Raw genomic sequence first — 13,526 nt, 5'->3', positions numbered from 1 at the left:
AATTTGACTCGACTGTTGCAAAAAAGAATGATGTATGTTAATTTAATAGATGGTATTACTACACACGTGTGCGGATGAATGAGTTGGTGCCATAATGGTCACTCGTTCGCATGAAGTACGCGGAGGACAAACAACCAAATAGGAGGAATTATATCATGTCAGTAATCTCAATGAAGCAATTACTAGAAGCTGGTGTACATTTCGGACACCAAACACGCCGTTGGAACCCGAAAATGAAGAAATTTATTTTTGTGGAGCGTAACGGTATCTACATCATCGATCTTCAAAAGACAGTTAAAAAATTAGAGGAAGCTTACAACTTCATGCGCCAAGTCGGTGCTGACGGTGGAAAAGTCCTTTTCGTAGGTACGAAGAAACAAGCACAAGAAGCGATCAAAGAAGAAGCAGAACGTGCAGGAATGTATTACATCAACCAACGTTGGTTGGGTGGAACATTAACTAACTTCGGTACTATTCAAAAGCGTGTAGCACGTATGAAAGCTATTGAGAAAATGGCGGAGGATGGCACGTTTGACGTACTTCCTAAGAAAGAAGTTTCTCAATTAAATAAAGAGCATGAGCGTCTTGTTAAATTCCTAGGCGGTATCCGTGATATGAAAGGATTGCCAGATGTAATGTTCATCGTCGATCCACGCAAAGAGCGTATCGCTGTTGCAGAAGCAATCAAATTGAATATTCCACTCGTTGGAATCGTAGATACTAACTGTGATCCGGACGAAATCGACTATGTCATCCCGGCAAACGACGATGCAATCCGTGCAGTACGTTTACTTACAAGTAAAATGGCAGATGCTTTGATTGAATCCCGTCAAGGTGAAGACGAAGAAGTCGCTGCAGAAACAGCAACTGTAACTGCAGACTGAGATGAGTAAATGATGAGACGATAAGTGGTATACCCCTTATCGTCTTTTTTAAAGTACTAAGTACAGAAAGACGATATTATATTAGGAGGAATTTTCAAATGGCAACAATTACAGCCCAAATGGTTAAAGAACTTCGTGAAAAAACAGGCGCAGGTATGATGGACTGCAAAAAAGCACTAACAGAAGTTAACGGAGATATGGACGCAGCGATGGATTTCATGCGTGAAAAAGGTCTTTCAAGCGCTGCGAAAAAAGCAGATCGTATTGCAGCTGAAGGTGTAGCAAACATTTTAGTTCAAGGAAACGAAGCTATCATCCTTGAAGTGAATGCTGAGACAGACTTCGTTGCTAAAAACGAAGGATTCCAGACACTTGTTAAAGAACTAGCTGAATTCTTACTTGCAACTAAGCCGGCTACAGTTGAAGAAGCTAATGATGCGAAGCTTGAGAGTGGTTTGACTGTTGCTCAACATATCTCTAACGCAGTTGCAAAAATTGGTGAAAAGATTTCTCTTCGCCGTTTTGAAATCCGTGAAAAAACGGATGCAGACGCTTTCGGACCATACTTGCATATGGGCGGTCGTATTGCGGTGTTGACAGTTCTTGAAGGTTCAACAGACGAAGAAGCGGCTAAAGGTGTAGCAATGCACATTGCAGCGATGAACCCTAAATATATCTCACGTGACCAAGTATCTGCTGATGAAGTAGAGCATGAACGTAAAATCTTGACAGAGCAAGCGTTAAACGAAGGCAAGCCAGAAAACATTGTTGCTAAAATGGTTGAGGGGCGTCTTGGAAAGTACTTCGAAGAAATTTGTGTATTAGACCAAGCATTCGTGAAAAATCCGGATCAAAAAGTTCGTGATGTCGTTAAAGCGACTGGCGGAACATTAGTAGAGTTCGTTCGTTATGAAGTAGGCGAAGGAATTGAAAAACGCGAAGACAACTTTGCTGACGAAGTAATGAGCCAAGTTAAAGGAAACTAAGTTTACATCCAATCAAAAAGAGGAGCACATCTATTATGTGTTCCTCTTTTTTGAGAATAAGAAATTGCAGGAGGGTCTACATGAGTATTCCAAAATATAATCGGATCGTGTTAAAATTAAGTGGGGAAGCATTGGCAGGGGATCAAGGCTTTGGTCTTTCACCAGAAGTTGTTAAGTCCGTTGCGAACCAAGTGAAAGAAGTCGTAGAACTAGGCGTGGAAGTAGCTGTAGTTGTAGGCGGAGGAAACATTTGGAGAGGTAAAGTCGGAAGTGAAATGGGTATGGACCGTACAACGGCCGACTACATGGGAATGCTTGCGACAGTGATGAACTCCCTTGCATTACAAGATGCTCTTGAAAAGTTAGGTTCTGAAACTCGGGTCATGTCTTCAATTGATATGAGACAAGTGGCAGAACCGTACATACGCCGAAAAGCAATCCGTCATTTGGAGAAAAATCGTGTCGTTATTTTTGCTGCAGGAACAGGGAATCCGTATTTCTCTACAGATACGACAGCAGCATTACGTGCTGCTGAAATTGAAGCAGATGTCATTTTAATGGCGAAAAATAACGTGGATGGCGTCTATTCAGCTGATCCATTAAAAGATTCGACTGCTACAAAATATTTAGAACTATCATATCTTGAAGTGATTAGTCAAGGTCTTGAAGTAATGGATTCTACAGCATCTACATTATGTATGGACAATGACATACCGCTCGTAGTATTCTCAATTATGGAAAACGGTAATATTAAAAAAGCTGTACTGGGCGAAGACATCGGTACAGTCGTTAGGAGGAATAAGCAATGACAAAAGAAATCATGAGTGAAGCAACTGAACGAATGGAAAAAGCACTTAGCGCCTATTCAAGACAGCTGGCATCTATACGTGCTGGAAGAGCTAACGCAAGTCTATTGGATCGTATTTCTGTTATCTATTATGGTGCACCTACACCATTGAATCAAATGGCTGGTATTTCTGTACCAGAACCACGTTTACTTGTGGTTCAACCATATGATAAAACAACGATTACTGAAATCGAGAAAGCAATTATGAAATCTGATATCGGTATCACGCCTTCTAGTGATGGATCTGTTATTCGTTTAGCAGTTCCTGCTTTAACAGAAGAGCGCCGTAAAGAGTTAGTTAAAGACGTAAAGCGTGAAGCGGAAGATGCGAAAGTAGCAATCCGTAACGTACGTCGTGATAGTAATGAAGATTTAAAGAAGATTGAAAAAGATGGAGAAATCACGGAAGATGAATTGCGCCGTTACAATGACCAGGTGCAAAAACTTACGGATGATTTCATCGAAAAAATCGATCAAACGGCAAAAGAAAAAGAGAACGAGATTTTAGAAATCTGAGTACAGAACTTTCTATAAGGAGGAGCGTCCTACTTTTAGGACGCTCTTTTCTGTCTTTTGCATGCTATTTACCATGCAATTTGGTAGGATAGGGTGTAGGAGTATTCGAAAAGAGCCAAGTGGGGGAACGCTATGCTTAGAAAACTAATGCGAAAAAAGACAACCGATATTCAGTCGTTAAATGAGCGAATGGAACTCGTTAAAAAAAGACAGATTCCAGACCATGTAGCAATCATTATGGATGGAAATGGAAGATGGGCAAAGCAACGAAAAATGCCGCGAATTGCTGGTCATCATGAAGGCATGAAAACAGTCCGTCAAGTAACCAATTTCGCAAATGATATGGGAGTAAAAGTTCTCACCCTCTATGCATTTTCTACGGAAAATTGGAAACGACCTAAAATTGAAATTGACTTTTTGATGAATCTCCCTGGTGAGTTCCTCAATACATACATACCTGAGCTAATGGAAAAGGGTATCAAAGTGGAAATGATCGGTAATATGGATGCACTTCCAGCTCACACTAAAAATGCGATTGAAAAAGCAATGGAAATAACGAAAGACAATCAAGGACTTATATTAAATTTCGCTATGAATTATGGCAGTAGAATAGAAATGGTTCATGTCATGAAAGAACTTGCACAGGAAGTGGCAGATGGTAAAATTGAAGCTGATGCAATCGATGAAGGTTTGATTAATTCTAAATTGATGACGGCACATTTACCAGAACCAGATTTATTGATTCGTACGAGTGGTGAAGTACGGTTGTCCAACTTCATGTTGTGGCAACTTGCTTATTCAGAGTTCATCTTTACAGAAGTGCTATGGCCAGATTACAACGAAGATTGTATGTTGCAAGCGATTGAAGAGTTTCAAAATCGAGACCGTCGCTTTGGAAGTTTGGAAGGAGATAGGAAAGGATGAAGCAAAGAATTATTACGGCCATCGTAGCACTTGCGTTATTTATTCCACTTATCGTGATTGGCGGTATGCCCTTCACCATTGCGATCTTCGCAATTGCTACTATTGGTTTGTATGAATTACTACGCATGAGGAATATGTCTATTTTCACAGTAGGTGGATTCTTTTCCTGGTGTATTTTACTGGTGATTTTATTACCTGCTCAATGGACTGAACAAGTAGAGAACTCCCTTCGTTTAGAAAAACTGGAATTACTTTATGTATTAGTCTTATTGCTTCTAGTCTATACGGTAGTTGTGAAAAATCGTTTGACATTTGAAGATATTGCTTTTTCTGCAATGAGTGCATTGTACGTTGGAATTGGTTTTTATTATTTAATCGAAACGCGCTTCTTCGGTTTAGAATATATAGGGTATGCCTTGTTAATCATTTGGTCTACAGATTCGGGTGCTTACTTCGTTGGACGTAAACTAGGAAAGCGGAAATTATGGCCAGAAATTTCACCAAATAAAACGATTGAAGGATTTATTGGCGGGATAATTTCGGCGGTAGTCATTACGCTCGTCTATAATATTTTTTATCCAATTGCTGATACCTATGTAACATTTATCATAATTACGGTAATTGCGTCTGTTGTCGGTCAAATGGGCGACTTGGTGGAATCAGCGTTGAAGCGGTATTATAATGTGAAAGATTCAGGTACACTTTTGCCTGGACACGGTGGTATTATGGATCGCTTTGATAGCTTACTTTTCGTTTTGCCACTACTTCATTTTTTACAATTCGTAGGATAACGGAAAGGAAGGTACATGTATGAAGAAAATTAATTTGCTCGGTGCGACCGGCTCTATTGGTACACAGACGTTGGATATTATTGCAGCGCATCCTGAACGATTTTCGTTAACTGCTATGTCAGTTGGGAAAAACATTCAAAAAGCGAGTGAAATCATTACGCGGTTTCAACCGGAATTAGTATCCGTCTTGGAAGAAGCTGACGCTGTACGTTTACAAAGAGAGTTCTCTAACGTTAAAATCGTTCACGGGGATGAAGGGTTGATCGAAGCAGCAGTTGGTATCGAAGCAGATATACTACTCAATTCGGTTATTGGTAGTGTCGGTTTAAAGCCTACACTCGCTGCGATTGAAGCTGGGATGACAATTGCCATAGCCAATAAAGAAACATTGGTAGCGGCGGGTGATTTGGTAGTAAAAGCAGCTAAGCGTAATCACGTACCGTTAGTGCCAGTAGATAGCGAGCACTCTGCATTATTTCAATCACTAAACGGTGAAAATCCAAAAAGAATTACACGATTGATTTTAACGGCTTCAGGTGGTAGTTTCAGAGATTATTCACGCGGGCAGTTACAAGGTGTGACTGTTGAGCAGGCACTTGCACATCCTAACTGGTCAATGGGTAATAAGTTAACGATTGATTCTGCTACTATGATGAATAAAGGATTGGAAGTTATCGAAGCTCATCATCTATTTGCGATGCCTTATGATCAAATCGAATGTCTATTGCATAAAGAAAGCATTATTCATTCGATGGTAGAGTTTGAAGATACGAGCATAATGGCGCAACTAGGTTCACCGGATATGCGTGTGCCAATCCAATATGCATTGACTTATCCTGATCGTATACCGATGGCTAATGCGAAACGTCTTCGGTTGGATGAAGTCGGTAAACTTCATTTTGAAAAAATGGATTACGAGAGATTTAGAGCCCTAGCTTTTGCATATGATGCAGGTAGGGAAGGGGGCACTCTGCCGACAGCGATGAATGCAGCAAATGAAGTAGCTGTCCAATTATTCATGGAAGGGCAAATTTCTTTCATGCGAATTGAAGAAATTATTGAACAAATGATGAATCAGCATCAGACAATTAAGAACCCCAATTTGGAAGAAATATTGGAGACAGATCGCATTACGCGAGAAAAAGTCTATGGTATAGTGAAGTATCAAGATTAATTCAGGCTATTGTAGCCTATGAAGGTGGTTACTGAATGGAAACCGTTATTGCGTTTATAGTGATATTCGGGACACTTGTAGCATTTCATGAATTCGGCCATTTCTTGTTTGCGAAGAAAGCAGGCATTATGGTACGTGAATTTGCAATTGGTATGGGGCCTAAAATATTAGCGATTCGAAAAGGAGAAACTCTATATACCATTCGCTTGCTACCACTTGGTGGATACGTGCGTATGGCTGGAGAAGACTTTGATACCGTCGAATTGCAACCAGGGTATCGTGTAGGCTTATTGTTAAATGCACAAGACGAAATAGAAAAAGTTTATCTAAACCGTAATGTATCCAATCCAAACATATTGAATTTAGAAGTGGAAAAATCTGATTTAGATAAAGAGTTGTATATTGAAGGATATGATGAAGACGGCCAGTTCGTTCATCTGAAAATTGCACGAACAGCGATGATTATTGAAAAGGGACAAGAGACACTAATCGCTCCTTATGATCGTCAGTTTGAATCTAAATCACTGAGTAGCAGGGCTATGGCTATATTTGCAGGACCACTTTTCAACTTCATTTTGGCGTTCTTCATATTTTTAGCACTAGGTTTATTAAATGGTGTGCCGACTAATGAACCGATTATTTCTGAAGTGAAGCCAGATATGCCAGCAGAAATGGCGGGAATGAAAAAAGACGATCTGATAACTGGAGTGGATGGTAAGTCCATCGGGTCTTGGCCAGAATTCTCCGAGGCAATCCAAGAGAGCCCGGGCGTTCCGATGGTGTTGGAAGTAGAAAGAGCAGGAGAAAAGATTGTGCTTAACGTTACACCAGATTCGGTTGAAGACGCCGGACATGAATATGGTCAAATTGGGGTCATATACTCTAGTCCACTAGAAAAAGGAATCGTTAAATCAGTCGTGTTTGGTGCAGAGCAAACTTACACAATGACTTTAAAGATTATTGAATTACTAGGCATGCTCATTACAGGTCAATTTTCAATTGATGCATTGTCTGGTCCGGTGGGCATTTATAAGGCGACTGAGGCAGTAGCGCAACATGGTATTTTCAATTTAATGAATTGGGCTGCGGTGCTCAGTATCAATTTAGGGATTATGAATTTATTGCCATTACCAGCACTTGACGGTGGAAGATTATTGTTCTTCCTATTTGAAGGCGTACGTGGTAAACCGATTGATAAACAAAAAGAAGGCATGGTGCACTTTGTTGGTATTATGTTACTGATGATTTTAATGCTAGTTGTGACCTGGAATGACATTCAACGGTTTTTCTTCTAAAAAAGGTGGAAGCATATCATGAAACAATCGAAAACGTTTATACCTACGATGCGTCAGACCCCAGCAGGTGCAGAACTCCGATCCCACCAATTATTATTGCGTGCCGGATGTATTAGACAGACTGACTGCGGGGTTTACACGTATTTAACACTTGCACAAAGGGTTCTTCGTAAAATCGAAGACATTGTTCGTCAAGAAATGGAAGCGGTCGAAGGTATTGAAATTTCTATGCCAACGCTTCAAGGTTCCGATGTGTGGAAAGAAATGGGGCGCTGGGATTCTTACGGTAAAGAACTATTTCATCTCCAAGATCGCCATGTGAATGAATTTGCTCTTAGTCCTACCGATGAAGAACAAATACTTTCTCTATTGCGTGATGATGTGTGTTCGTACAAGAGATTACCTTTAACACTCTATCAAATGAAAACAAAGTTCCGTGATGTCGACCGGCCACGTAATGGCTTACTGTATAGTCGTGAGTTCATTATGAATGATGTCTATTCTTTCCATGCAACTGAGGAAAGTCTGGATGAAAAGTATGAAGAGATCATTCAAACCTTTACGAATATTTTAACGCGTCTTGGGATGCAATTTCGTATGGTCATGGCAGATCGTGAAACAGAAACCCATGAATTCATCGCATTATCAACGGTAGGTGAAGAAAAAATAGCCTATAGTGATAGTTCTTCATATGCTGCTACTATTGATTTAGCAGAAGTCAAGATGAAGTACGAAATATCCGATGAAAAACTTCAAAAAACAACTAAAGTAGCTACCCCCAATCAGCGGACGGTTGAAGATATAGCTTCATTTCTAGCAGTTGAGCGGGAAAAGATTATTAAATCATTACTGTACACCATTGATGGAGAAAGTGTGATGGTCATCTGCTGTGGTAACCATCGCATCAACGAAAAAAAATTACAACGAGCATTGAATGCCAACCGAGTCGAATTAGCAAGTGAACAACAGGTGGAAGAAGTACTTGGCTGCCATGTAGGCTCCGTGGGTCCAGTAAAACTGCCGGTCGGTGTAAAAGTATATGCGGATCACGCAATAATAGCTGTCGCCAACTGTGTTACAGGTGCAAACGAAGATGACTTCCATTTGCTGAATGTAAACCCAGAGCGTGATTTCGCTATTGATGATTATTTAGATATTCGTTATGTACAAGAAGGAGATGCATCTCCTGACGGCATAGGTACAATCCAATTTACGCAAGGGATTGGAATTGGAAAAATTTCTAAGCAAGGAACACAATATAGTAAGCGAATGAAAGGTATGTTTCTGAATGACCGTGGCAGAACAATGCCATTTATTATGGGTCGTTACGAGCTTAGTATCTCGCGATTATTAGCGGCAATTGCGGAACAGTACAATGATGAAAAAGGTTTGAAGTGGCCGAAGCATTTGGCCCCATTTGATATTCATCTTGTTGCAGTAAACTTGAAGGATGATGTACAAAAAAAACTAGCGGATGAATTATACGCAGTGTTAGAATCCTATCGATACGATGTGCTATACGATGATCGTGCGGAAAGAGCAGGCGTGAAATTCGCTGATTCGGATTTAATTGGATTACCGGTTCGAATAACAGTAGGTAAAAGAGCTGAAGAAGGAATCGTTGAAGTGACATTCCGCCACAATGAAGATGCAATGGATTGGCAAAAAGAAGAAGTACTAGAAAAGTTACAATCCTTCTTTAGTGCAGAATAAAAAAGAAGGGAAGTCCGTTATTAGCGGAACTTCCCTTCTTTTCGCGATAGAATGGAGGAATGAATAGTGGATGCCGCACAAAAGTTTTTAACGTTACTGCAGCAAACAGGCTTAACAGATGACCAATTGATGCCGTACTTTCGCAATGGAGAATTGAACCGGGTGACCGTACAGAAAAAGTCTAGGGTTTGGAAGTTTAACATTACACTGGATGAAGTATTACCTATTGATATATTCCGTTTTGTGCAGCAACGTATACATGAATCATTCGCGGCCATAGCGAATGTACATCTACAAATAGAAAGTCGCAATAAAACAACAGATGAGCAGTTGCTGATAGCGTATTGGCCACATGTTATAGAGGAGTTAGCTGATATATCTCCTCCTCTACGTCAATGTTTAGTATCGCAACAACCGAAGTTACATGGTGAGAAGTTACTCATTACTTGTTCGAATGACTTAGAATGCCAAACGTTAAAAAATAAATATATCGCACCATTAGCATCAGCGTATCAACAGTTTGGTTTCCCTCAGTTAGTTCTAGATGTATCTATTATAGAGAATAAGCAAGCAGAAGAGGATCGACAGAACTTCCTTTCTCAAAAGCAACAAGAAGAAGATCTACTGTCTAGACAAGCAGGCATTCAATTACAGCAGCGAGAAACGTTGAAGAGTGAACAAGGTGAGTCTGATAAGGCATTGATTCTTGGAACTCCTATCAAGCAGGGAGAATCGATTGTTCCGATACATGAAATTCATGATGAAGAGCGTCGACTGATAATTGAAGGCTTTGTTTTCGATGCGGAGGTAAGAGAGCTTCGAAGCGGAAGATCGTTATTAACGTTAAAAGTTACGGATTATACCGATTCGATTTTAGTGAAAATGTTTTCACGTGATAACGAAGATGCTGAGATGATGAAGTCCTTTAAAAAAGGAATGTGGGTACGTGCAAGGGGAGGTATTCAAAATGATACATTCGTTCGCGATCTAATCATGATGGCGCAAGATTTAGCTGTTATCCCTTCAATAGAACGGAAAGATAAAGCACCTGAGGGACAAAAACGTGTAGAATTACATGCGCATACATCGATGAGTCAAATGGACGCAGTGGTATCCGCGCAAGCTTTGGTTGCGCAAGCGGCAAAATGGGGACATCCAGCCATCGCGATTACAGATCACGCCAATGTCCAATCGTTTCCTGAAGCTTATAATGCAGGTAAGAAACACGGCATCAAAGTATTATTTGGTTTAGAAGCCAATCTTGTCGATGACGGGGTTCCGATTGTTTATGAAGAGCAGCACAGACTGTTAGACACGGATACGTATGTCGTGTTTGACGTTGAAACGACCGGGTTATCAGCAGTCTATGACACGATTATTGAATTAGCTGCTGTGCGTGTGCGTAATGGTGAGATTATTGATCGATTTGAACGATTTGCAAATCCTCATCATCCGCTATCATCCGTTACGACCAATCTGACAGGTATTACGGATGATATGGTGAAAGATGCACCTGAAGTATCTGAAGTTATGGAAGAGTTCGTTGAATTTATTGGTGATGCCGTATTGATTGCACATAATGCATCATTTGATATGGGCTTTTTCTATGCCTCTTGTAAGCGGGCTAAAATTGATGTTCCAGCGTATCCTGTAATCGATACATTAGAACTTTCTCGTTTTCTTTATCCAGAACTTCGAAACCACCGTCTAAATACGTTAGCGAAAAAGTTTGACATTGAACTTACACAACATCACCGAGCGATTTATGATACAGAAGCGACGGCTTATTTATTCCTTCGTTTGCTGACAGATGCACAGGAAAAAGGCATTGAATGGTTAGATGATCTCAATAAAAATATTGGAGAAGGCGATGCTTACAAAAGATCTCGTCCATCGCATTGTACGTTACTTGTGACAGATAACGAAGGGCTTAAAAATTTATTTAAACTAGTATCGATTTCGCATATGGATTTCTTCTATCGCGTGCCACGAATTCCGCGATCGTTGTTAGTAAAATATCGTAAAGGAATATTGGTTGGTTCGGGCTGTGATAAAGGAGAAGTGTTCGAAGGACTAATGCAGAAGCCAATGGAAGAAGTCGAGGAAATCGCAAGTTTCTATGATTATCTTGAAATTCATCCTAAACCTGTCTATTCACACTTACTTGAACTGGATCTCATTCGTGATGAATGGAACTTAGAAGATATTATGCGTAAAATGCTAAAGCTTGGTAAGAAGACTGGGTTGCCAGTATGTGCAACAGGCAATGTTCATTATCTTGATGAAAATGATGCTATGTATCGTAAAGTGCTCGTCCGCTCTCAAGGTGGCGCAAATCCGATGAATAGACATTCGTTACCAGCAGTTCATTTTAGAACGACAGATGAAATGTTAAAGGAATTTGCGTTTTTAGGTGAGGATGTAGCGAAAGAGATCGTTATTGATAATCCATTGAAAATTGTAGAACGTGTGGGTGATGTCAAGCCGATAAAGGACGACTTATATACACCGAAAATTGAAGGTGCAGATGAAGAAGTGCGCGAACTGACGTATTCAATGGCCCAACATATTTATGGTGATACGTTGCCGGAAATTATTGAGGCTCGTATTGAAAAAGAGTTAACTTCTATTATTGATAATGGATTTGCGGTTATTTATCTAATTTCCCATAAACTTGTTAAAAAATCACTAGATGAAGGGTATTTAGTTGGTTCCCGTGGCTCGGTAGGCTCTTCATTTGTTGCGACGATGATGGAGATTACTGAAGTAAACCCAATGCCGCCACACTATGTTTGCCCATCATGTAAAACGTACGAGTTCTTTGATGATGGTTCGGTAGGCTCTGGTTATGACTTGCCCGATAAAGCGTGTCCGAAGTGTGCAACGATGTTCAAAAAAGACGGACAAGATATTCCTTTCGAAACATTCCTTGGTTTTGCCGGAGATAAAGTACCCGATATCGATTTGAATTTCAGTGGTGAATATCAAGCCCATGCGCATAATTATACGAAGGAATTATTTGGGGAAGATTATGTGTATCGTGCAGGAACGATTGGAACTGTTGCTGAAAAAACCGCATATGGTTACGTACGAGGGTATATGAATGATAATGACATACAAATGCGTGGTGCGGAAATCGATCGACTTGTGCAAGGTTGTTCAGGTGTAAAGCGAAATACAGGACAGCACCCAGGTGGAATTATTGTTGTACCGGATACGATGGATATTTTCGATTTTACACCCATTCAATTTCCCGCAGATGATATACAATCTAGTTGGCGTACAACGCATTTTGACTTCCACTCAATCGACAATAACTTGTTGAAGTTAGATATTCTAGGCCACGATGATCCAACGATGATTAAAATGCTGGAGGATTTATCAGGAATCGATGCAAAAACGATTCCGCCAGATGATGCAGGGGTTATGGCGTTATTTAGTGGAACAGAATCACTTGGTGTCACTGAAAAGCAAATCGATTGTAAAACGGGGACGCTTGGTGTGCCGGAATTTGGTACTCGTTTCGTTCGACAAATGTTGGAAGAAACGAAACCATCCACTTTCTCTGAATTAATCCAAATCTCCGGTTTATCACACGGAACAGACGTATGGCTAGGAAATGCCCAAGAATTGATCCAAAATAAAACTTGTCAGCTATCCGAAGTAATTGGTTGTCGGGATGATATTATGGTTTACTTGATCTATCAAGGACTTGAACCGTCACTAGCCTTTAAAATTATGGAATCCGTTCGTAAAGGGAAGGGACTAACGCCAGAATTCGAAGCGGAGATGAAAGCGAATAAAGTCCCTGGTTGGTATATCGGTTCATGTAAGAAGATTAAATACATGTTCCCTAAAGCACACGCGGCTGCCTATGTACTAATGGCGCTTCGTATTGCGTATTTTAAAGTACATCATCCAATCATGTATTACGCAACGTACTTCACAGTGCGTGCAACAGACTTCGACTTAATGACGATGGCTAAAGGTTCTGCGTCTATTCGTGCAAAGATTAAAGAAATCAATGATAAAGGGTTAGACGCTCCGCCAAAAGAGAAAAACTTGGTGATTGTATTAGAAATTGCACTCGAAATGGTAGAGCGGGGATTCACTTTTGCGAAACCAGATTTATACAAATCCGACGCTACGCGCTTTATTATTGAAGATAATCAGTTGATTCCACCGTTTAATGCAGTACCTTCACTAGGAACAAACGTGGCAAAGGCTATTGTTGAAGCACGTAAAGATGGAGAGTTTTTATCAAAAGAAGATTTTCAAAAAAGAGGTCGCGTATCAAAAACAATTGTCGAGTATTTAGATAATTTCGGTTGTTTAGAAGGAATGCCAGATGCCAACCAATTATCGCTGTTCTGATTGATACTAACGGTTGCATCAT

The 13,526-nt window shown here is 40.3% G+C and carries 10 protein-coding genes; all 10 read left to right on the top strand.

What is annotated here, in order from left to right; translation table 11 throughout:
* The first annotated feature begins 155 nt into the window (after window positions 1-155).
* The 10 genes from rpsB (at window position 156) to CSV79_RS00535 (ending at window position 13,504) form a co-directional block, all read left to right on the top strand.
* Window positions 156-884, top strand: coding sequence for a 30S ribosomal protein S2 (gene rpsB / locus CSV79_RS00580; RefSeq protein ID WP_099687091.1), 729 nt, complete (start codon window positions 156-158; stop codon window positions 882-884).
* Window positions 885-982: 98 nt separating this feature from the next.
* Window positions 983-1,870: a translation elongation factor Ts gene (tsf, locus tag CSV79_RS00575; protein WP_099687090.1), complete on the top strand. Its 888-nt coding sequence runs from the start codon at window positions 983-985 to the stop codon at window positions 1,868-1,870.
* Between the two features lie 80 nt (window positions 1,871-1,950).
* Window positions 1,951-2,679 carry a UMP kinase gene (gene pyrH / locus CSV79_RS00570; RefSeq protein WP_099687089.1) on the top strand — a complete coding sequence of 243 codons (729 nt, stop codon included), beginning with the start codon at window positions 1,951-1,953 and terminating at the stop codon, window positions 2,677-2,679.
* Window positions 2,676-3,233: a ribosome recycling factor gene (gene frr / locus CSV79_RS00565; protein WP_099687088.1), complete on the top strand. Its 558-nt coding sequence runs from the start codon at window positions 2,676-2,678 to the stop codon at window positions 3,231-3,233. Before pyrH ends, frr begins: the two co-directional genes overlap by 4 nt.
* A gap of 132 nt (window positions 3,234-3,365) precedes the next feature.
* Window positions 3,366-4,157, top strand: coding sequence for an undecaprenyl pyrophosphate synthase (locus CSV79_RS00560; RefSeq protein WP_099687087.1), 792 nt, complete (start codon window positions 3,366-3,368; stop codon window positions 4,155-4,157).
* On the top strand, window positions 4,154-4,948 hold the full coding sequence (locus CSV79_RS00555; RefSeq protein ID WP_099687086.1) for a phosphatidate cytidylyltransferase: 795 nt from the start codon (window positions 4,154-4,156) through the stop codon (window positions 4,946-4,948). The genes CSV79_RS00560 and CSV79_RS00555 overlap by 4 nt, the downstream gene beginning before the upstream one ends.
* A 19-nt stretch (window positions 4,949-4,967) precedes the next feature.
* On the top strand, window positions 4,968-6,122 hold the full coding sequence (dxr, locus tag CSV79_RS00550; RefSeq protein WP_099687085.1) for a 1-deoxy-D-xylulose-5-phosphate reductoisomerase: 1,155 nt from the start codon (window positions 4,968-4,970) through the stop codon (window positions 6,120-6,122).
* 35 nt (window positions 6,123-6,157) lie between these two features.
* A complete protein-coding gene (gene rseP, locus CSV79_RS00545) occupies window positions 6,158-7,417 on the top strand; it encodes an RIP metalloprotease RseP (protein ID WP_099687084.1) in 1,260 nt (419 codons plus the stop codon).
* An 18-nt stretch (window positions 7,418-7,435) separates the two neighbouring features.
* Window positions 7,436-9,130 (top strand): proline--tRNA ligase, encoded by a 1,695-nt coding sequence (locus CSV79_RS00540; RefSeq protein ID WP_099687083.1) that lies wholly within the window; start codon window positions 7,436-7,438, stop codon window positions 9,128-9,130.
* Window positions 9,131-9,196: 66 nt separating this feature from the next.
* Window positions 9,197-13,504 (top strand): PolC-type DNA polymerase III, encoded by a 4,308-nt coding sequence (locus CSV79_RS00535; protein WP_369824892.1) that lies wholly within the window; start codon window positions 9,197-9,199, stop codon window positions 13,502-13,504.
* Window positions 13,505-13,526 lie beyond the last annotated feature (22 nt).

Origin of the sequence: Sporosarcina sp. P13, assembly GCF_002743055.1 — a bacterium.
Classification (GTDB): Bacteria; Bacillota; Bacilli; order Bacillales_A; family Planococcaceae; genus Sporosarcina.
The sequence above is the reverse complement of the archived record's forward strand: the minus strand, read 5'-3'. Positions and strand labels throughout refer to the sequence as shown.

Excerpts from the sequence above, each read along its gene's own strand:
- rpsB (WP_099687091.1), top strand. The coding sequence starts at position 156 with ATGTCAGTAATCTCAATGAAGCAATTACTAGAAGCTGGTGTACATTTC.
- tsf (WP_099687090.1), top strand. The coding sequence starts at position 983 with ATGGCAACAATTACAGCCCAAATGGTTAAAGAACTTCGTGAAAAAACA.
- pyrH (WP_099687089.1), top strand. The coding sequence starts at position 1,951 with ATGAGTATTCCAAAATATAATCGGATCGTGTTAAAATTAAGTGGGGAA.
- frr (WP_099687088.1), top strand. The coding sequence starts at position 2,676 with ATGACAAAAGAAATCATGAGTGAAGCAACTGAACGAATGGAAAAAGCA.
- CSV79_RS00560 (WP_099687087.1), top strand. The coding sequence starts at position 3,366 with ATGCTTAGAAAACTAATGCGAAAAAAGACAACCGATATTCAGTCGTTA.
- CSV79_RS00555 (WP_099687086.1), top strand. The coding sequence starts at position 4,154 with ATGAAGCAAAGAATTATTACGGCCATCGTAGCACTTGCGTTATTTATT.
- dxr (WP_099687085.1), top strand. The coding sequence starts at position 4,968 with ATGAAGAAAATTAATTTGCTCGGTGCGACCGGCTCTATTGGTACACAG.
- rseP (WP_099687084.1), top strand. The coding sequence starts at position 6,158 with ATGGAAACCGTTATTGCGTTTATAGTGATATTCGGGACACTTGTAGCA.
- CSV79_RS00540 (WP_099687083.1), top strand. The coding sequence starts at position 7,436 with ATGAAACAATCGAAAACGTTTATACCTACGATGCGTCAGACCCCAGCA.